Here is a 22,878-nt window from a genome sequence, read left to right as displayed (position 1 = left end):
AAAAATTTTAACTATTTTTTAAACTTTCTAATACTTTTGAACTCATTTTTTCAGTAAAACTATGTTCCAATAATTCATAAGCTTTTTTATTTACATTAAACATTGAATTTTCATAATAAAAATTAGACATTCCTAACAATAAATCTTTAGAAAAAACAAGTTTTATTTTATTCATTATATCATCTGAAATTAGATTATTATTGCCAGATGAAGCATCACCACTTAGCCATGCAGTTTTTCCTTGTCAACTTTTACCTTTTTCTGAATCAAAGTTTACTTTTTCACCAGAGAACTTTCTAGTAGCTTCATCAAATAAATATACATTTAAGTCCTTATCATTTGCATATTTTGCAACCTTGTCTTGATATTCGGCATTATCTTTGTATGCTTGAGTATGACCAATACCTATAATTCCGCCTTCTGTTAACTCCTTTGTAGCTGAAGTCAAAATTAAATTTTCATAAGAAGTATAAATGTTTGAAACATCAATATCAACACCAATTAATTTACATTTTTTTGATGGATCATTCTTTAAAATTGATAATGCATCTTCAGTTTGAGGTCCAGCAACGGGCAATAATATATTAGCTCCATTATTTATTAACGTATTTGATAAATCCTTACCTTTACCAGCAGTATATGAACCTGACTGTCAAATAGAATCATTATCACTTTTAGGATCATTTTGAGTTCTTTTTACAGAATTACTTTTGTTACTAAATCAAGATGAAAGAGCATTATCTTGATCAAGTGATAAAATGTTATTTTTTAAATTAGAATATTCTTTATTTGATTGGATTTCATTTCAAACATCAACTGAAGTTAAAAAACCAGCCATGAAATTTATCACACTATTTTCATTTCCTGGTAATAAACCACCAAAAGTTGCTAACCCAAGTTCTTTATGATCTTCAAATTCTTTATAATTACCATTTATAATTGATCATATTATTGATGATAAACCAGCATAAAATCCAGATATTTCAGCTCGATATTGAATCCCGACAGTTGAAGTTCATTCTTTATAAGTTTTATTATCAATTATTACAGCAGAACCATTAACTTTTTTAATAACTTCTTCAAAATAACCTTTTGCAACAACATCATGTGAATAGCCAGAAAGAACTAGAGTTTTAGCCCCACCAGCTACTGCATTTTCATATCCAGTTTTTAATGATGCTTCACCAATTTCACCCATTTCAGAATATGCAGCATCATAATCAGACAAACCTATAATTTTTTTTACAAAATCATCTGCACCTTTATAAACATACTCAGTAAAAGACTTATCATCATGATAACCATCATTTGCAATCATTCAAATTTCACTATACATATTGTTTGTGCCACAAGATAAAATATGACTTATTGGTTGAGTAATTATTGTTGCAACCATTAAAAAACTAATTAATTTTTTCATATTTATTCTCTTTCATTTCTTTTACTATTATACAACTTAAATAAAGATAATCAATTAACTAAAACTATAGTTTTGTTTTATCAATTAGTTATTCTTTATAAAATGTACATATTTTTATTATCTAATAAAGTGATTACTTATCTATATAAATAAAACCTTTTTAGTTTAAAATATATTTAAATGAATGGAGAATAAAATGATAAGTTTATTTAAAACTGATAGTTATAAATTAGATCATAAAGATCAATATCCAGAAAAAACAACGTTTCTTTTTGCAAATATAACTACTAGAAGTTTCAAAGCATTTGAAAAGGAATTTAATATTGATGATGAAAAAATTGAATATATTTATTCTTATGGTATTGATTACACTTTCAAAAAGTTAATTGAGGAATGAGAAGAAAATTTTTTTACAAAAAATTGAACAGACATATTAGATGAAATTAATGATTTAAACAATTATACTAATATAAGATACACAGATTCAATGATTTCTGATTTCGAATATATGCATACTAATCTAAAAAAACTACCAATAGACTTTATAACTTTAGAGTACTTTGAAAAGCAATTTAATAAAAAAATAAAAGTTACTGAAAATACTCCTCTTGTATTTATTTGAAATACAAATCCGAGATTTTATTGATTAGTTGGTTTTATTGAAACTTGATTAATAAGTGAAATTTGACCAATAATAACTTCTGGAAATGTTAGTTTACAATTTAAAAAACTTGCAAAAAAATACTCATCTTTTACTTGTGAAAATGATGAACATATACCATATCAATTTCATGACTTTTCACAAAGAGGTATATGTACAAATTATGGTTCAATAAAAACTGGGATTGGTCACTTAATGAATTTTATAGGAAGTGATAACTTACCAAGTATAAAAGAACTTTCAAAATATTTAGATTGTTTTATAAACAAAAAAAATAAAGTAATTGGTACAAGCGTTTTTGCTACCGAACATTCAGTTATGTCTGCAGGTTCAAAAGATAAAGAGTTTGAAACCTATGAGAGATTATTAGATTTATACCCTACTGGAATATTATCAATTGTTAGTGACACTTGAAACATATTTAATGTTTTAGAAGTTTATTTACCAAGATTAAAAGATAAAATACTGCAAAGGAATGGTAAATTGGTAATTCGACCAGATTCTCTTAATCCTATTGAACTAATAATCGGTAATAATAAAGATGATGATTCTAAATTTGAAAGCGAAAAAATAGGAATAATAAAGTTTATTGATAATTTATTTGGTCATAAAATAAATTCAAAAGGATATAAAGTTTTAAATGATAAAATTGGATTAATTTTTGGGGATAACATAAGTTTTAAAAAAGCAAAAGATCTATTAGATAATCTAACCAGATTAGGTTATGCATCTAGCAATGTAAACTTTGGAATTGGTTCACATAACTATTCTTGAAGCATACGAAGAGATTCATTAAGTATTGCTCAAAAAGTAACTTTTGGTAAAATAGAAAATAAAAATGTTGTTATGCAAAAACAACCTTATAAAGAATCCTTAAAAAACTCAAGAAAAGGATTAATTAAATTTGAGTTCACTAATATTGAAAATGATATTGAGATCAATATAATAGAAAACTTATCAATTTTAGAGTGAAAAGCTTCATTACCAAATGAAAAAAAAGAATTACTAAAATGATTGTTTTAATAAAAATGACACTTGTTTAAGTGTCATTTTTATATTTATAACATATTTCAATTTTTCATTTAATTAATAATCAGATTTATTTAAATCACCATTGACAATATTAACTCCTCCACTAGTACCAAGTCTATCTGCCCCGTTTTTTATCATTTCTAAAGCGTCAAAAGTTGTTCTAACACCACCTGCGGCTTTAACTTTACAATTATCCCCTACAACTTTTTTCATAAATTTTACATCTTCAAAAGTTGCTCCACTTTTAGAAAATCCTGTTGATGTTTTTACAAAGTCTAATCCTGCTTCAATAGCAAGTTTACAAACTTTTTCAATCTCTTCTTTATCAAGCAAACAGTTTTCTAAAATAACTTTAACAATATTTGTTTTAGATACTAATTTAACTTGTTTCATATCGTTTAAAACATATTCCCAGTTTTTATCTTTTATGGCACCAATATTAACTACCATATCAATTTCTGATGCTCCTTCATTTATTGCCAATGTTGTTTCTAAAACTTTGACCTCTGTTAAATTAGCACCTAATGGAAATCCAACAACTGTTGTAATACCTACATTTGAACCTTCTAAGTATTTTTTTGCTTCTTTAACTCTAAATGGGTTTACACAAACTGTTGCAAAATTATTATCTATTGCTTCTTTACATAATTTTTTAATATCATCAGAAGTTGCTTCTGGTTTTAATAATGTATGATCAATGTAGCTACTTAATTTATTCATAAATTCTCCTTTATTGATTTTGCTCTTTTTCTATGATATTTAATGTTTTTAATGCTTCTAACGAGATATTCATTAAATAATCTCTTAAAGCATAATCATTTGTTTCAATCATTTTAGTAAATACTAACATTTCATAAACAAGATTATTTTCTAAAACTTCATAGTTTAATTCATTTATATTTGGGTCGTTATGTTTGTGTATGCTTATACTTTTTAAATTTATAAGATCTTTAAAAGTCATAGTCAAACCATCAGATAATATTTCATTTTCAATTATTCCATTGGTTACTTTACTGCAAGTAATATTAGAAATAACACCACTTTGATGTTTTATAATAACACAATCAGTTAAACCACTTTTATTCTCTAGCTTTTGACCAAATGCTTTTACTGATTCTACCTTACCAAATAATGCAACACTTAGCTCTACTGGATAGATTAATAAATCATATGTTGAACCTCTACCCAATTCATAATCAAATATATTATCTATTATTCTATTCTTTAGATTTTTTATACGCGAAGTAACTTTATTTAAATTCAAATTAATCATAAATGGTTGATAACTATTTGTAAAATCAAGTAAATGTTTAAACTGTGGTAAATGTATTGTCTTATAAGCTTCCATTAGTACAACACCATTTTTTATAGCTATTTCAAATAATTCTTCAGCTTGTTTAAAATCTAATGTTAAAGGTTTTTCAAGTAAAACATGCTTTTGCTGAGATAAAAAATACTTAGCTTGTTCATAATGTAACCCATTTGGCGAAGCAATATAAATTGCATCTGCTTCATCAATTAAAATGTCAAACTTATCGGTGGCAACTGCATAAATAGAAAATTTATTGATTAAATTTCTTGCTTTTGTTTTATCTCTTGAGTAACAACAAGTTACTTTTAACTGATTACTCTTTAAACTTGCTTCAATAAAATCATTAACAATTTTTGATGTCCCTATTGTACCAAACCTAATCATTATTATCATCTACTTCCTTGAAAGGATTAAAATTATCTTTTACTTTATTTATTTTACTAATGTTTTCTTTGTCATTATCTGATTTGTTGTTTTTTTTAATAACTTCAGTATTTTCAAATCAACTATTATTTGCAAGTTGTTGTTCTTTTAATCTACTTATGCCTTCTAATATAGAACATATTACACCAAAGAGAATCTGAATAATCATTATTACAATTGATGCAATGAAATGATTTATATTACTAATTAATACACTTGTTGATACAAATAAAGCTAAAAGAATTGAAATTGAAATTGAAATAAAAATAAGTCAATTATAAATAATTTCTTTATTATTAAACTTATAATTTAACTTCTTTTTTATATTTAAACGTATAAAATAAAATGCCAAAAATGATGTTAGTGATAAAAATAAAATAAAAAAATTTATAGTAAAAAAGTTTTTATTTGTTAAAAAAACCTCAGTACTTAATTTTTGTTCTTTTATAGTTTTTAATAACAAAACTAATGAAGTTGAATAAATTAATATGAAACCTATTGTGAACAAAAATTTAACTATAATAAATGTTTTTGGGTTAACTTTATTATTTTGATTCATATAATATTTTTCCTTCAACAATTGTTTTTTTGACATTTAAGTTTTGATCTAATATAACTAAATCAGCAATTTTATTTACTTCTATACTTCCAGTTTTATCAAATATATTAAGCTGTTTAGCAATATTAATTGAAGTCATTTTAATTAAGTTTGTCATGCTTAAATTATCAATAGCGCTATAAAAAGTTCTAACATTGTGATCATATGTTGCACCAGCACCTGCAAGTACGCCACTTGATTTTAATGAAACTTTCATACCTTTTTTAATAACTTCTAAGTTACCTAGTTTATATTCTCCATCATCTAATCCTTTTGCATTCATAGCATCAGTAATTATACAAATTGAATTTGGGCCTTTAACTTTATAAATAAATTTTAAAGTATCGGGATTAATATGTATCCCATCAGATATAACTTCACAAAGTATATCATCTTTATATAATGAAAACATTGCTAATCCTGGCTCATATTGTGACACTCCACTCATTCCATTAAATAAATGAGTAATATGTCTGAAACCAATTTCATAATCTCTCTCACAATCTGAAAAACTTATATTAGTGTGTCCAACACTTGGTATAATATTATTTTCCAACATATATTTTGTGAAAGAACCATCTTGAAGATCTGGAGCATAAGTTACAATTTTAATATTATTTCCTGATGCTTCTATAAGTTTTTGTAATGTTTGAATATTTGGTTTCTCAAGTAATGATAACTCATGAGCACCTTTTTTATCTGGTGAAATAAAAGGCCCTTCTAAATGTATTCCTAAACACTTTGCTCCATCTTTATAATTTAAATTCATAAATTTTTTAAATTCTGACATAAACATTAAATTAGATTCTAATGAATTAGTTACACTACCTTGAACATATGATGTTATCCCTTCTCTAACAACTTTATTTGAAAAAAGTTTATAACTTTCTAATGAACCAGTTTCAAAATCAACACCATATCCCCCATGAACATGACAATCAATAAACCCTGGTAAAATTCAATTTTCATTTAAATTAATACCATCTAAATCAGTGCTTCCTTCATTTATAGATTTTATAATATTATTTTCTATTTCTAATCATCCAATAATAATATTATTTTCTAAAACTATTTTTGCATTTTTTAAAATCATTTGATTCGCCTCCGATAAATATATTTTAATTTAAATTACTAGATTAATAATAAAAAAAGAAAAAAAATTGCATTAATTATAATGCAATATATAATAATCTTTATCAATTCACTAAGCTGCTTTGTTGATTAACTTCTATACTTTTATTTTTTAAGTTAAGTAAAATATTTTTTATATTGTCACCTTTGTTAAACTTGTCATTATAAATTATTTTTCCTTCATTCAATACTATTAATTTATTTATAAACTTTTCTAAAAAGTCATAAGAATGTGATACAACTACTATTGTACTATCTTTTAATATCAAATCTTCAAGTATAGAATCAAATATTTTATTATACTCTTTATCTAAATTATCAGTAGGTTCATCAAAGAAAAATGTACTTTTTTTAATTAATAATATAATTAACATATAAATTCTTTTCTTTTCTCCCGTACTTAAATTTTTCATATTCGTTTTAATTAAACTATTTAAATTTAGTTCATTGATCAAAAAATCATATCTTTTTTTTATTTCTTTAAATTTAATATTATTTATATAACAATAATGGCTAATTAAATCTAAAGGAATCAAACTTGTAATCATATTATTAACATCAGGAAAATAACTAAAACTTTTTTCATTATAAATGATTTCACCTTTAGTTGCTTGTTTTAAACCTAAAATGGTTTTTAATAATGTAGATTTACCGCTACCATTTTCTCCAACGATTCCAATAATATCATTTTTATTAACTTCTAAATTAATATTATTTAAAATTATTTTATTTTTAACTTTTTTTTGTACGTTAATCAATTTAATCATATTATCACTTATCCTATCACATATGTTCGAATCTGTATTTAAATATAAAGAAGGTATTTACATCTAGTAAAATTGATATTAATAATCAAGGAATCATTAGAGAATAGTAGTTCAGAATAAAACCTTTATTATTCTGTGAAAAATAATTATCACTAAAAATATCAATATTATAATTATTGTCAATAAGTGATTCATTAGCCATAAATCCTGTTTTTTTATCTTTTGAAAATAATAACAAGTCACTACTACTTGGAGTTGGGTAATTTTCTCCACTAGTATAATTTGATATATAAGCATTTTTTATACTACAGCCGAAGTATCGAGAATTGTTATAAACATCTTTTATAGATTTTACTACTTCTGTCTTGCATCATGAAGGTGGTGAAGCTTCTGGTTCTTTGTTTAATGGTTCTATATCAAAATATAAATCTCATTTTTTTGAATTTAATGGTGTTAATGGGTTTTTATTTAAAATCATTGCATTAGAAACTTTAATCAATTCATCTAGATTAACTTTTTTATATCATTCTTTATCATTAAAAATTGATGACCTTATCTTATAATTTGAATTCATATTAGTAAAAAGATTATATTCTACACTATAATTATTTTTTCTATATCTTTTTAAACTTTCAATATCATTTACTTGTCTATCATATTTTAAGTTACTTTTAGGTCCAAAAGATTGATTTGCAATTACATAATCAAATCGTTCATCTTTATATCCATATAACATTACAGATAGTTGATTTAAAAAATTGAATCGTGCTTCACTAAAATATGCTTCATTTACATCGTTTTGTTGAATATAAATTTCATAAATATCATCATTATAGTTTAATTCATCGTTTATATTATAAAATTCTTCAAATATACATAAGTACATATTAATTAAAATTGCAATTTCTGGATTATTTTTAATTGTGTTATAGTTTTGTACTTCTTTATCAAAACTATAATCTTTTATTGAGTATATAAAACTTTGATTTGATCTACTTATATTTTCATAATCAAATCTAATATTATAATTATCCAATAATAATTTATAAAAATTATCGTTTGTAACTTTATATAAAGTTTCTAATATATTAACATTTTTTATAACTACTTCTCTTCAATTTAAATTATTTAATTCATTAAAATTCATATTAAACTCATTTTTATTATTTTTTATAATCTCTAAGTCATCGAGAACTAGTTTAATTAGGTTATTATCTGCATTATCTGCAATAAAATTATCACTAAAGTCGGTTGCATTTAGTTTAGTATAATTTCCAAAGTTATTTTTTATGTATATTTCTGTTTTTAAGTCTAAAATAGATTTTTGAGTTTCACTAACATTAGTTTTATTAGATAAATTATTAAAATTATCCAATACAACATTTATTTTTCTATAGGCCGTATTCATTTTTACCTTACCTATACCACTTATATCGTCTTTTTTTGTTAAAAGATTTAAAATAAGTAATACACAAAATAATAATGCAGTTAGAAATACAAGAATAGTTATAAAAGATTCTTGTTTAATAAAACACAATGCTATTTGATAAACTAAATCTAAAATAAATGTTATAAAGATTAAAAATATTCAAAAAAATACTTTTTGTGAAATTAAATATGGCTGATATTCTACATCATAAAAAGATAATAGTATATTAACTAATATTCATTCTATCAATATTGGTACTATTATAAAAATTTTGCTACTTAAGTACTTAGAAAATCATATCTTGTTTTTGGAATAACCACTTATAATTTCCATGTTGGTCTCGCCATTTCTTAAAGATGAATAAAAAATCTTGTTGTTAATTATTATCGTTAAAATTGTAATAAAAATTATATTAATCAGTTCAAAATAAAAAGTAATTTGCAAGCTATTTATTTTTCTACTCACTTCTTCATCTTTACCAATAAATAATAATAAAGAATAAGAAACTAAATTTGTTAAAATTATTAATATAAGAAAAATTAAATACAGTTTGCTTTTAATATTAATTATTAAATTACACTTTATTAAATTTGCCATTTTTTTTCCTCTTTAAAATTATACCAACATATAAGTTTTTTTAGTATAAAAAACTTTTTATTTATATAAAATATTTTTTTACTTTGTTATGTAACTTATTAAAATATATATTATGTTAGAGATAAATTTAATTTTAGATAATTGAAAAAGTTATTATAAAAAATACAAAAGGATAAATTATAAAATTTAGTTATAAATGCTAATTACATTAGATACATTTAATATATATAAAACCAAAATATATATTAATTATGTATATTTATTATAAAATTTTATCAATAAAATAAAAAAAGTTTTATTTTAAAATTAAAAATAAAGTTTTTTAAAATTTATAGTTAGGTTTGCTTAATATTTTTAAAAATTTAATTTAAAAGATTATATTATTAATAAATACATTATTTAAATAAATAATAGTTATAAAAATTTATAATTAAAAGTTAAATATCAGAAAGATTATCTTTTTTGTAATTTTATAAATCCGAATTCTGCAAATATAGATAAAGAAATTGTGATAAATGGTATTAATGAAGAAACAGATGAATGCACTTGAATTTCATCTTTAAATAATACTCAAATTGTAAGTTGAAAACTTATTACTGTAATAATTAAAACCATTATTTGAATAAACATTAATAAGTTATAATTAAATCTTCTAATTTTAACAATTCTAGTCATACCAATTATTAAAGGTATGAAAACTAGAGGGATACATAATATTGAAATTATTGCTAAAGTTATTTGAAAACTATTTTTATAAGGGTGAACTAGTCCTGGTATTATAATAGTTATTAAAAAAGCTGATGTAACAAGTCATAATCAAATATTTTTTAATATTAAAGAGTAAAACTCTCTTTTTGAATCTATTCTAATATTTCTTAATCACATTCTAAATTTAGAGTGACTACTGTTTCTAACTGATACAAAAGTAGCAATTCAAATTGATGTAAAAATAATTAATGATATACCGATTAATGGTAAAAAAATAACTCCAAATACTAGTGATGTTGTTAATAAAGAGTAGTTGAAATCTTGACCCAATAAGTCACCAACACTTTCATTATTAATATTAAATAATTTACAATTTGCTAAGACTTTTAAAAGTGAGATTACTGAAAATGAGTCATAGAAGCTATCATTAAAAATATTTTTTAAATTATCTACTTTTTTAAAACTTGAATCTAATACAGAAAATAAGGAAATTGTGATTATAACAAACAATATAAAAATGAAAAAAGTTATATACATTCCATTTTTACCAACCGCTTTAGCAGTTTTATATTTGTATTCTCTTCTAATATTATTTATTACTACAGTAAATAAATAAACTGAAAGAAACAGTATAAAGAATGAAAAGAAAGTAGGAAGAAGAAAAACTCAAAATAATGAAAATATAATAAAGTTAAAAGAATTTTCTCTAAGTATTGAAAGAAAGCCTTTGTAACCAAATATAAAGTAAGCTAAGTCAAAAGAATTAGAAATATTGTTACCTGCTTTTTCATTAATATTAGAATTTAATAATTCTTGATTAACATTAATTAATGGATTAAATGATAAACCTACAATTAATGTAGATATAAATAAGATTGAAAATACTATTAAAATTGTTATTATTCCTTTTTGTTTCATATATATACCTTTCAAAACAAAACCAATATATATTATTTTACATTTTTTAATGATAAATTTAAATGATAAATAATTATTCCTTATTTTTAAAAATATTTAATAAATTATCTACAAGAGTAGTTTTTCTTGACTCTTTTAAAAAGCTTGAACATTTCATAAATGTTTCTTTTGTAGATAATATAACTAGGTTCTTCTTTGCTCGAGTTATTGCTGTATAAAGCATCCTTTTATCAACAAAAAAATTAGTATATTTATTTGTTTGATCTAAAATTATTATTACATTTTCATATTCACTACCTTGCGTTTTATGAATGGAGCAAGCATAACTTAAATCTATATTTTTTAAAACTTCTTTACCAATTATGATATCTCTATCTAAAAACTTTAAACGCATTTTATACTCTTCTTTATCTTTATAAATACTTTCTATAATTCCAACATCACCATTAAACAATGATAATTTAGCATTATTTTCAGTGAATATAATTTTGTCATTTTGTTTAAAACTTATATTACCTTTTTTAAGAGAAAATTTACTTGATTTAATTAAATGATTTTGTATTATGTTATTTAAATTATTAATTCCAAACTCTTCTTTATACATTGGTGAAATAATTTGTACTTTAGTTATAGATTCCATTAGGTTATTAGTATTAAACTTTTCATAATAAAATTTTATTTTATCTATTAGTAAATTTTGAGATTCAGAGTAATCAAATATAACATTTTTTAAATCATTTAATTCTAATTCATTTCCATCTCATAATGAATTTGCTAACTTAGGAATATCATTATCACTTGATTGTCTATTGTTTGTAATAAGATACTCTGTAGTAAATAATTTTGAGTTAATTAAGTCTTCATATAAGTTTCCATAATCAACACTAGGTAGTTGTTTAATATCACCAATTAAAACTAATTTATTTAAACATGAAATACCTTTCAATAAATTAGAAAAAAGATGATTTCCAAGAATAGAAGATTCATCTATTATTAATAAACTCTTTGAAACTTGGTTTTGAATATTAATTTCAAAATTGTCTTCGCCTGTATATTTTAAAAACTTATGAATTGTAGAAGTTGTAAGATCGCTAAAGTCTTCTTTGATTCTTGAAGCAGCTCTACCTGTTGGTGCTAAGATTGCATAATCATCATTTTTTTTATTATATAATAATTCATATAACTTAATTATTGCTGTAATAATAGTTGTTTTTCCTGTTCCAGGACCACCAGTTATTATTAAAACATTATTATTAACAAAACTTTTTAAAGAATGTAGTTGTTCTTCATTAAACTTAAAAGTATCATCTTTTTTTATTTCTCTAAAATATAATTCAACAAGATTAATTTTTTTAGTTATTTCATTATCACTATATTTTATTTCTGGAACTAAGTTTTTAATTTCAAACATTTTTTTAGAGATATACAATTCATCTTCATAACTTTCTTTTGTATATATTTTTTTATCTTTGAAATATAAAATATTATTTTCTTTTGCATATAATAAATTATTGATGATACTTTGAAATGGATAGTTAATATCAATGTAAGTAGTCTTATATAATTCTTTTTTTATTTGGTCTATGTCCGTATAAGTGTTGCTACTTGCAAATAAAATTTTATTAACTAGATTATAAACTACTCAACTTATTCTTCTATCACTATTTTTTTGTTCACCAAATGCTAATGAAATTTTATCTATTTCCTCAAAATTATATATCTTATTTTTATTTGCAAAACTATAAAAATCACTTTTTAAAAAGTTCTCAAATAATTTTGTGTCACCATTAAGTTTTCTTAGTAACTTATTGTAAATATCTAAACTTAAATTATTTTCAATAAAAAAGTCGAGTATATTATTTTTTAATTCAAATACATTTTTATATAATATTAATGATTTTTCAATTGTCATCCCACTTATATTCATCAATTCTTCTTTGTTATTAATAATTTTGTTCAAAACATCATCCTTAAAATATTTAACAATATTTTCTGCAAGTCTTTTACCAATTGTTGGAAACAAGGGAGAAGATAAATATTTAATTAGACTTGTAATATCTTGTTCTTTAAAATCTTTTATATTTTTAAAATTTATTAACTTAAAATTAATTTCATTTCTTAGTTTATCTTCAAATTGTTCAACTTCGATTTCATAAATATAATCTTTATTTAAATTAGATACATTTCCAACAAGTTTTAAAACTTTTTTTGGATTATCTAAAAGATTAAATAATACAACACCTCAACCTGAATCAGTAGTATAAATATATTTATATATCTTGCCTTTGAACTTTTTCATATTACTCCTAAATATATTATTTAATTTTTACAGATTGTTTTTTTAATATGTTAATCATGTTTTTAATAAATTTTGAATCTTCAATTAATTTATCGAAATTATATAATGAACTAACTTGTTTATTTATTTTAAAATCTTTTTTATAAACTTTAGAATTAATAGAACCTTCTTTTATAGTTTTTAAATTATTTTTTTTAAAGTTTGATTTAAAGTCAATTTTATAAACCTGATATTTGTCATTTGAAATAATTTTCTCATATTTAATTCTTTGTCTACTATACTGTTTTAAATGCTTTACATTAAGTTTTTTATTTATTTTTAAAGTTTTATTAATGTTTGTAATAATATTTTTTATTTTATTATCATAAACCTTAAACAAATCTACATTACCTTTTAAATAATTTCTTTTATCTTTTTCTAACATAAGATCTATTACAATTTTAAATTGTTCTCTTACAGAAATGCTACTGTCAATTATTATTTTTTTAGAATCAGCTATCTCAAACTCCATGTATAACAAGTTAAATAACTTTATTCTTTCATATTCATTTCTAGACAAGTCAAAGTACTCATTATTATATTTATAATAATGTTCTGGTTTTGTTAATTTTAAAAAATCTATTTGCATTTCTAGATTATTTGCTCTTTCAAATCTATCATACTCATCTAACTCTAATCATATAAGTAAATCTCTTTTATAAAAACCACTTTTTAGAAATCAACTAATTGAACCATCTACTACAAAATCATTACAATTGGTAATTATATCAGAATAAGAATCAGAAACTTTTCTATACTCATTATAATATAAATTCTCTGCATTAAAATATTTAATCTCTAATTTTTTTGCAATATATTTTGCTAATGAAGTTTTACCAGAAAATGGTTGTCCAATTATTTGAATTATCATATTAATCTCTCTCTTATAATAAATGAATTTAAATTAATTATATTATTAAATATAATTAAAAAAAATAAAAGTTATAATAGGTCGTCAATATCAATTTTCAATTCTTCTGTTACCATATCTTCACTTTTATTTTCATCTTTTAATTTAATGTTTTCATTATTATTCTTGTCTTCATTAAAAATAATTTTATTATCAGACTTTGGTTTTATTACTTTTTTATTGTCCTTTAAATCAGTATTTTTTTTGCCTGTGTTGTTGTTATTGTCGTTGTTATTGTTAGAGTCATCATCATTAGATTTTGGTGGAATTGGAATATCACCATTTTTTACTACAAATGATTTTTCTAAAGTTGTGGTGATAATACTTGTCATGTCCAAATCTTCAGGAACATCTTCTAAATCAGCATATTTGAATGATTTTATATTTAATTGTGTTAAATTATCTTCATCATCTAAAATATTAAGAATATCTTTATCTTGAACGTTGTATAAAAATGTTGCAAACTCATCTCGTTTTTTATTTCAAGGATATAATCTTACTCCACGTTTTGGTCTATTCATTAAAGGCACTAGTTCTTGTTTAATTTTTTTAACATTACCTTTGTTTGTTAGAATTAAAATATCTCCTTTTTCATCAAAAGCTTTACCAGCAATTATATCATCATCTTTCACAACAGTTGACTTAACACCTTTTGCATTTTGACCTGCACTTGGAATTTCAGAAATATCATATCTTACTGAGTAACCATTATTTGTAACCATTGTAACAAATCTAGTTTTTGATGTAACTAATGATGCTGAAACTAATTCATCTCCATCTTGAAGTTTCATAATTCTAAATGCTTTAGAAAACATTTTAGTTTCTAAATCTTCAATTGGTGTACGCTTAATCATACCTTTTTTAGAAGCTAACAAAATTTCTTGTTTTGCATTTTCAAACTTCTTAACTACGAATGCTGCTAATATTTTTTCATGACCTGCTATTGTTGCAACTTCATTTAAATGCATTCCAATTTCTTTTCATTTGCTTGGATTAATTTTATAAACTGGAATTGAGAAGTATGTTCCTGCACTTGAAACTAATAATATAAAGTCTAGACTTGATGCTGGGAACTGAGCAACTCAAATATCATTTGGTTTACGTTTAAAATCAGCAATTGGGAACTTACCAAGTTGTGAATCTTCGATAGCTTTTAAATAACCATCTTGAGAAACTCAAATTGTATAATCTTTTTCCACTATTGTTTTTTTCAACTCAACATCTATATTTTCAACTTCATCAACAATTTTAGTTCGTCTTGGTATACTAAATTCTTTTTTAAAATCACTTAACTTTGAAATAATTTCGTTGTTTAAAACTCCTTCATCATTAATAATTGATTTTAATTTTGATATTAAAGAGTTCAATAAATCTTTTTCTTCATTAAGTTTTACAATATCAGTTGAAGTTAATCTATACAATCTTAAATCAACAATTGCAACAGCTTGATTTTCAGTAAATTGATATTTATTAATTAAATTTAATATAGCATCACTTCTGTTTGAAGAATTTCTAATTATTTGAATTACTTCATCTAATATTGATATAGCTTTTACTAAACCTTCAATTATTTCTAATCTTTTTTCTGACTTATCTAAATCGAATTTAGTCTTTTTTAAAAATACATCTTTATAATGTTTAATATAAGCTTTTATAATATCTATAAGACCAAGTTGTTTAGGTTGTTTGTCAACAATTACAACATTGTTATAATTATAAGAAACTTGCAACGCAGTGTTCTTTAATAAAAACTTTCTAATTAATTCATAATCAGCATCTGGGTTTAATTCAACAACTATTCTCAACCCATCCCTATCTGTTTCATCTCTAACTTCTTTTACATCAAGTTGGGGATTTAATTCTACAACTTCACCAATTTTTCTAACAAGATCTTGTTTTACAACTTCATAAGGAATTTGATCAATAACTATTTTGTCATCTTCTCTAGTTATTCTTGACTGTATAATAACTCTTCCTTTACCTGTTAAGAATGCACTCTCAATACCTTCACGACCCATTGCAATTCCACCTGTAGGGAAATCAGGTCCTTTAACAATTTTAGATAACTCATTAAATGTAGATTTAGGTTTTTTAACTAGATGTATTGTTGCATCTATTATTTCGCCTAAATTATGCGGAGGCATATTTGTTGCATAACCTGCTGCTATACCAGTTGACCCGTTAATTAAAATATTAGGAAAGTAACCAGGTAAAACAGTAGGTTCTTTTTCAGAATCATCATAATTAGGTGCAAATAATACAGTGTTTTTTTGTAGATCTTCTAAAAGTACACTTGTAATTTTTGATAATCTTGACTCAGTATAACGCATTGCAGCAGCACCATCACCGTCAATTGAACCATTATTACCTTGCATATCAACCAATGGCATATTTAATTTTCAGTCTTGTGACATTCTAACTAATGCTTCATATACTGATGTATCTCCATGTGGGTGATATTTACCAATTACATCACCAACAATACGAGCAGATTTTTTATATGCTTTATCATGAGTCAAATTTATTTCGTTCATTGTAAATAATATACGTCTTTGAACAGGCTTTAATCCATCTCTAACATCTGGTAATGCTCTTTCTTGTATAATATATTTTGCATATCTACCAAATCTTTCACTCATTAAATCTTCAAGTGAATAATTTATAATACCATTTTTGTTATTATCTGACATTAAATGCCCCTCCTAATTTAAGTAAAATTCTATTTCACTCATGTCGTTATCTAAAAAGTCTATAATATTTAAATTTTTCATTGTAGTTCTACCTTCTCTTGATAAAACTCAAAACTTTGTAGAATCCTCTAAAGAATATAACTTTGGATTATTTTTTGAAACTAGACTTCTTGCTAAGTCTAACATAATTTTAGAAACTTCTTCATCTTTTCTTACTTGTGCATAAACTTTATCAAGTTCTCTCAACTTGTCAATTGAAGCAGTTATTACTTTTTCATTTATTCTTTTTGGTGTAATTATATTTGGACCAAAATCATTTGTTGCAAATGTTGAATAAGTTATTATTTTGTTAAATTCATTAAAATTTACTATATATCTTGGTATTCCTTCAATCTTTAATAGTTTAGACTCGCAACTTTTAATAAATTCAACAGATAATCTAATTCTTTCAAGAACTTTTGTTGGAGAAGCTCCAATTATTTCTGCTAAATTATCATTACCAACTAAAGCTGAACGCAAGTTTATAAATATAGAAAATATGTCAAATCTAGTTGCTGCGATTTCTTTTTCAATTTCCTTTGTTCTCAATAATATGGGACCACTTGAAGGATTTAAATAATAAGTATCAGTAAACTCATCATATATTAAAATTCCAACATGAGGTTTTGCAAGTTCCCTTGCTTTATTAAGAGATTCTTTTGATTTATCAATAAATCTGTTTATTGTTTTCATTAATCAATTTACTTCATTCAATTTTTGTAAATCAATCCTTATTGATTGCTCACTAGATAAAGAAGTTAGCGATATGTCGTCTGTATCGTCTGTGTTATGAATCTCGAAATATAGAGATGTGTCTTCAATTTCATACGAAATACTAAAACTATTAAAAATATTATATCTTTTTATATCAGAATTAATTTTATTATATTCAATTATTTTTTTTAATATAACATTTATTAGTTTATCGTATTCAAACTTAACAGCCAAAATGCTCACCGCAATTCTAAATTTATTTTATTTTATAAGAAGTCCATATTTTCTTCTAAAGTAAATTTTACATTTTCTTCAATTCACTCTTTTCTTTTATCTGAGTTGTCACCCATTAATGTTCTAAAAGAATTTTCTGCAGCTAAACCATCATCAATTTTTACAAGAATAAGTTTTCTTTGCGAAGGGTCCATAGTTGTCTCTCATAATTGTGTTGCATTCATTTCACCTAAACCTTTGTATCTTTGTATTTCATATTTTTGTTTAGTATTTTTCATATGAGACACTAATTCATCTTCAGTTCAAAGGTACTTAAAATCTTTTTTATTAGGACTGGTAACTTTGAATAAAGGTGGTAATGCAATATATACTTTTTTGTTTAGGATTAAATCTTTCATATATCTATAAAAGAATGTTAATAATAAAGTTTGGATGTGTGCTCCATCAGTATCTGCGTCTGTCATTATTATTATTTTACCATAATTAATATCACTAACATCAAATTCACTACCAACTCCTGCACCAATTGCATTCATAATTGTGACTATTTCTTCATTTTTTAAAAGGTCTATTAATTTTGTTTTTTCAGCATTAATAACTTTCCCTTTCAATGGTAAAATAGCTTGAAATCTTCTATCTCTACCAGATTTAGCACTTCCTCCGGCTGAATCCCCTTCAACTAAGAAAAGTTCATTTTGTTCTTTGTCTTTTCCTTGTGCAGGTGTCAATTTACCAAGCATAGTTCTTGATTTAGATTTATTTTTTTGATCCCTAACTGCTTGTCGTGCTTTTCTAGCTTCTTCTTTAGCTCTTCTAGCTAATAATGCTTTTTCAATAAGAGATATCGCTAATGTTTTGTTTTCTTGCAATCAAAAACTAACACTTGTTTCTGTAATTTGATCACAAACAGTTCTTGCTTCAGCAGTACCTAATTTACCCTTAGTTTGACCCTCGTATTGAATTAAATTTTCAGGAATTTTAACAGTCACAACTGCTATTAAACCTTCTTTAACATCTGATGCATCAAGTTTTTTATCTCTTTCTTTTAAAATATTCTGAGATCTACCATAATCATTTAGAGCTTTAACCAAACCTGATCTAAAACCAATTACGTGAGTACCTCCCTCACTTGTTTTAACATTATTTGCAAAACCTAAAACAGTTTCAGAAAATTCATTAGTGTATGTCATAGCTATTTCAACATCAATATTAGAGTTGTTACCTTTTATTATAATTGGTGAGATAATTTCTTTTTGACTACCCTTTAACTCATTTACAAACTCAAGCAAACCATCTTCATATAAATATTCAACATACTTATCACTTCGATTATCTTTTAATGTAATTTTTAATCCAGAGTTTAATAAAGCACTTTCCTTTAATCTTTCAGATATTGTAGAAAATGAAAACTTAACTGTTGAAAATATTGTTTCATCAGGTAAAAAATTAACAATTGTACCTGTTTGTTTTGAAGTACCAATTTCTTTAAGTGGTTGTGTTAATTTACCACCATTTGCAAATTTTATTGTTGATATTTTATTATCTCTATATATAGTTACTTTAAATTTACTTGATAATGCGTTAACAACTGATGAACCAACTCCATGTAATCCACCTGAAGTTTTATAACCATCACCACCAAATTTTCCACCTGCATGAAGTACTGAAAATATTATTTCTGGAGTAGATTGTTTAGTACCCTTGTAATTACCTATTGGAACACCTCTACCATTGTCTTTTATAGTTACAGAACCATCTTTTTCAATAGAGACGTTAATCTCTGAACATGCCCCTGCCAAAGATTCATCTATTGAATTATCAACAATTTCTCAAACTAAGTGATGTAATCCTCTAACATCTGTTGAACCAATATACATTCCTGGTCTTTTTCTAACTGCGTCTAATCCTTCTAAAACCTGTATACTGTCTTCTGTATAATTTAAATTTTTTTCATTTGCCATATTGCCCCACCAATCATTTTAATAATTGAAATTAAATCAAATTTTTGAAATAAATATCTTTTATATAATAATATAAAATAAAATTTTGTCAATATAATTACATTTTAACAATAAAATTTATATTTTAATTAAAAAACTAAGTAAGGTAAAAAAAACATTGATTAATCAATGTTTTAATATATATTATAAAATTCTTTACCTTGTTTATCTTTAGAAACTATGTCAACAATAACTCAATGAGGTGTTTCACTATTTTTACTAATGTTTTCTCATGTTATATCATAAGTATGTTCAACACTATCATAATTTTCACCATAACCATCATATTTTATTAAATCTTCATCTTCATAACCTAAGACGCTTTTACCCAATACTTTTCCTGATACTTTTGAATTATCAATTTTATCAGTTAAATATTTATTATTTATAAACTCTTTTTGGTTTTCAACAATTGTTTGATAAGGATTGAAGTTTTCAGGAACTTGAATTTTATTAAATTGACTTGATGCATTAGAATCTATATCACCAACACCAGTATATTTAAGAGTAAACTTAATTTTTCCCCCTATTTCTGATGGATCAGTTGCAGAAGAATAAACATTTGTACTATTTCAATATTTATTATCATAGATATATTGTAATGCATTTTCGTGCAATTCTTTCATATCATTACTTGTACTTTCAACAATCCTTCCAAAGAAATCTTGCAACTCAGTGACTCCATTTGTATTAGTATTTTTTAATAAGTTCATATATCCACTAAATATTGAGTTTTCTTTGTATTTTTTTGTACTATAATCATAACCCAGTTTTTTAATAGTTTGTAATTTTTGTGATCTTGTTAATGATTTTATACCAACATTATTATATTCTTTAGATATTGATGTTAGAATTTCTTGAGACTCAGGATTGTTTAATCCTTCATAAGCTAGTGAAATCAAGTTAAATAAATTTGTTATACCTGAACCGTTTTCTTTAACTATTTCTTTGTAATTTTCTTCACCAATACCTCCAATTAAGGCATTATCAATCATTACATTATATGATTTTCTAAATGGTGCGTCTTTTGACATATAAAATTTTTCTACAAAATCTTTATATTCATTTTTTTCATATAATCTAATTTGAAGTTTTTTTAACTCATTTAAAAAATCACTAACTATTGATAAGTTTTTATTTGGTGTGTTTTTATCATTCTCTTGTTTTTCAAAAAGTCTTGTAACTTTTAATAAATTTGGGTTGGGATTATTATATTGGGAAATTGGGTCAATTAATTCTCTTTCATCTAATTTTGATTCTAATATATTTTTATCAAATCCTTTATCACTTAAAAATTCTGAAAGTGTAGAATCCTTTTGAATATCATTTATTGCATTTTGAATATTATATAATAGTCCAAAACTTACAGATTGAATAATTAGATTGACTTTATCATCAATTGTAGGAAGAATAGGCGTTATTGAATCTAAAACGTTTAATAAAACCTCTGCACCAAAGTCAGATTCATCAATACTATCTAATAAAGCAGAAAAGTTATTTAAATAACCTTTAAAATTTAATTTCCCTGCAGTTTTAGCAAACATTGACCCTATTTTATTGAATTTTTTATTATTTATAGATGAAGAATATTCATTTTCATCACTGTTTTTATAGTTTATACCTTCATTAAGTTTATCTTCTATACCTTTATTCTTATATTTATCAAATGAATTGAGATTTGACTTACCATTTGCCAAAATTGAATTGTAAAATAAGTATCCAGAACTATTTGTTCCTCCATTTATGTCTGAAGCTGCTGAGAATGTATTTTTTATTCCACTAGTTCCACCAGGATAACCACCGTCAAAACCATTATTTAATAAATAATTTGTTAATGCCCCTGTGTCTTGTATCCCTCATGCTAAGTTCCTTCTGTTTTCATTCTCAGAGAGTTTTAAGTCTTTACTCAATCCCGCAAATAATCCTAACTCATTATTTAATGATTTATTGAATCCAGTATATCCATTTTCATTAAATGAGTCTTCAAAATAATCATTGTTAATAAAATTATTATAAAAATCATCGTTGTACATACCCATTATGTAACTTGCAAAAACACCTGCATAATTACTACCATTCATTTTTTCAATCTTTGGTGCTAATAAATTTGTAAATTTAGATAAATCATTTTTAGCATTTATTTTTTCTTCATTGTAACTATATTTTAAAGGCATCATTAGCATTGTTGGTTTTGGTGAAAGATATATTGATAGTATTTCATTTAAGTTATAGTTAAGATTTTCATGTCTACTTAACAATATTAATTTAGTTAGAAATTGAGCACCACTCACCATTTCATCTTGAAGTTGAGTTAATTCATTAAAATCAGGAATATTTTTTTTATTATTTGATTCACAAGATATTACTGATAATGATGAAGCACCAAATATTGCAATTGATGCCAAAATTCTTATTAAGTTTTTCATTTTTTTTGTTTCCTTTCATTAAATATTATTTATATTTTATTTTGAAAGGAACTACACTTCATTTATTAAAAGTATTTAAATTAACAATTTTATAAAATATATTTTCTATAAAAATAAAATTTATCAATTTGATAAGAGTTTTAATTATTATTTTATTTATTAAGTTATAACTATCAATAAATTTAAATACAAATGAAAAAAATAGTTTTTTAATAAATATAAAAAAGTATTTAGGTTTTAAAAACATTTTAACATTACTTATATTAATAATATTTAATAAAATTCATAAATTGATTAAAAAAGTTGTAAATACAAGCATAATGTCAACTAACATAATTAAAAAAGCAAAGAAAAATTTCTTATAATCAATTATTGAAAAATTTGTTTTATTAACATTTGAAAGAAATAATTTTATGAAATCTGATAATATAAAATTTTTTAAGCCAGAAACTTGAAAGTAAAAAGAAGATAATCCAAGAAAAAATATTAATAAATAATTTATTAATATTTTATTGTTAAAGTATCAAAAAT

The 22,878-nt window shown here is 23.4% G+C and carries 15 protein-coding genes; 1 reads left to right on the top strand and 14 read right to left on the bottom strand.

Features of this window, described 5'->3' with window-relative positions; translation table 4 throughout:
- Positions 1 to 7: 7 nt before the first annotated feature.
- The gene (locus STURON_RS02150; protein ID WP_075048239.1) at positions 8 to 1,420 is read right to left on the bottom strand and encodes a type 1 periplasmic-binding domain-containing protein; all 1,413 of its coding nucleotides are present in this window, start codon (positions 1,418 to 1,420) and stop codon (positions 8 to 10) included.
- 196 nt (positions 1,421 to 1,616) lie between these two features.
- Between STURON_RS02150 and STURON_RS02145 the strand changes: the two genes are divergently transcribed.
- Positions 1,617 to 3,104: a nicotinamide phosphoribosyltransferase domain-containing protein gene (locus STURON_RS02145; RefSeq protein WP_075048238.1), complete on the top strand. Its 1,488-nt coding sequence runs from the start codon at positions 1,617 to 1,619 to the stop codon at positions 3,102 to 3,104.
- A 63-nt stretch (positions 3,105 to 3,167) separates the two neighbouring features.
- Here STURON_RS02145 and deoC read toward each other — a convergent pair whose 3' ends face one another.
- The 13 genes from deoC to STURON_RS02080 form a co-directional block, all read right to left on the bottom strand.
- Positions 3,168 to 3,833 carry a deoxyribose-phosphate aldolase gene (deoC, locus tag STURON_RS02140; protein WP_075048237.1) on the bottom strand — a complete coding sequence of 222 codons (666 nt, stop codon included), beginning with the start codon at positions 3,831 to 3,833 and terminating at the stop codon, positions 3,168 to 3,170.
- A 10-nt stretch (positions 3,834 to 3,843) separates the two neighbouring features.
- Positions 3,844 to 4,818 (bottom strand): Gfo/Idh/MocA family protein, encoded by a 975-nt coding sequence (locus STURON_RS02135; protein ID WP_082236171.1) that lies wholly within the window; start codon positions 4,816 to 4,818, stop codon positions 3,844 to 3,846.
- On the bottom strand, positions 4,802 to 5,407 hold the full coding sequence (locus STURON_RS02130; RefSeq protein ID WP_075048236.1) for an MFS transporter: 606 nt from the start codon (positions 5,405 to 5,407) through the stop codon (positions 4,802 to 4,804). The genes STURON_RS02135 and STURON_RS02130 overlap by 17 nt, the downstream gene beginning before the upstream one ends.
- Positions 5,394 to 6,539, bottom strand: a complete 1,146-nt coding sequence (gene nagA / locus STURON_RS02125; RefSeq protein WP_075048235.1) for an N-acetylglucosamine-6-phosphate deacetylase — start codon at positions 6,537 to 6,539, stop codon at positions 5,394 to 5,396. Before nagA ends, STURON_RS02130 begins: the two co-directional genes overlap by 14 nt.
- 100 nt (positions 6,540 to 6,639) lie before the next feature.
- Complete coding sequence (locus STURON_RS02120; RefSeq protein ID WP_075048234.1) at positions 6,640 to 7,344, bottom strand: ATP-binding cassette domain-containing protein; 705 nt, start codon at positions 7,342 to 7,344, stop codon at positions 6,640 to 6,642.
- Between the two features lie 13 nt (positions 7,345 to 7,357).
- Complete coding sequence (locus STURON_RS02115; RefSeq protein ID WP_075048233.1) at positions 7,358 to 9,370, bottom strand: hypothetical protein; 2,013 nt, start codon at positions 9,368 to 9,370, stop codon at positions 7,358 to 7,360.
- A 453-nt stretch (positions 9,371 to 9,823) separates the two neighbouring features.
- Positions 9,824 to 10,996: a motility-associated protein Scm1 gene (gene scm1 / locus STURON_RS02110; RefSeq protein WP_075048232.1), complete on the bottom strand. Its 1,173-nt coding sequence runs from the start codon at positions 10,994 to 10,996 to the stop codon at positions 9,824 to 9,826.
- Between the two features lie 73 nt (positions 10,997 to 11,069).
- The gene (locus STURON_RS02105) at positions 11,070 to 13,295 is read right to left on the bottom strand and encodes an AAA family ATPase (protein ID WP_075048231.1); all 2,226 of its coding nucleotides are present in this window, start codon (positions 13,293 to 13,295) and stop codon (positions 11,070 to 11,072) included.
- A 16-nt stretch (positions 13,296 to 13,311) separates the two neighbouring features.
- Entirely contained in the window at positions 13,312 to 14,205 is an 894-nt protein-coding gene (locus tag STURON_RS02100; protein ID WP_075048230.1) for a hypothetical protein, read from the bottom strand.
- A gap of 71 nt (positions 14,206 to 14,276) precedes the next feature.
- Positions 14,277 to 16,934 (bottom strand): DNA topoisomerase IV subunit A, encoded by a 2,658-nt coding sequence (parC, locus tag STURON_RS02095; RefSeq protein WP_075048229.1) that lies wholly within the window; start codon positions 16,932 to 16,934, stop codon positions 14,277 to 14,279.
- 12 nt (positions 16,935 to 16,946) lie between these two features.
- Positions 16,947 to 17,921, bottom strand: a complete 975-nt coding sequence (locus tag STURON_RS02090; protein ID WP_075048228.1) for a hypothetical protein — start codon at positions 17,919 to 17,921, stop codon at positions 16,947 to 16,949.
- A gap of 32 nt (positions 17,922 to 17,953) precedes the next feature.
- Complete coding sequence (parE, locus tag STURON_RS02085; RefSeq protein WP_075048227.1) at positions 17,954 to 19,882, bottom strand: DNA topoisomerase IV subunit B; 1,929 nt, start codon at positions 19,880 to 19,882, stop codon at positions 17,954 to 17,956.
- 173 nt (positions 19,883 to 20,055) lie between these two features.
- Positions 20,056 to 22,347 (bottom strand): hypothetical protein, encoded by a 2,292-nt coding sequence (locus STURON_RS02080; RefSeq protein WP_075048226.1) that lies wholly within the window; start codon positions 22,345 to 22,347, stop codon positions 20,056 to 20,058.
- Positions 22,348 to 22,878 lie beyond the last annotated feature (531 nt).

The sequence above is a fragment of the Spiroplasma turonicum genome, from assembly GCF_001262715.1.
In the GTDB taxonomy this organism is placed as follows: domain Bacteria; phylum Bacillota_I; class Bacilli_A; order Mycoplasmatales; family Mycoplasmataceae; genus Spiroplasma_A; species Spiroplasma_A turonicum.
Note: the sequence above shows the minus strand (reverse complement) of the source record. Positions and strands in the feature narration are given on the sequence as shown.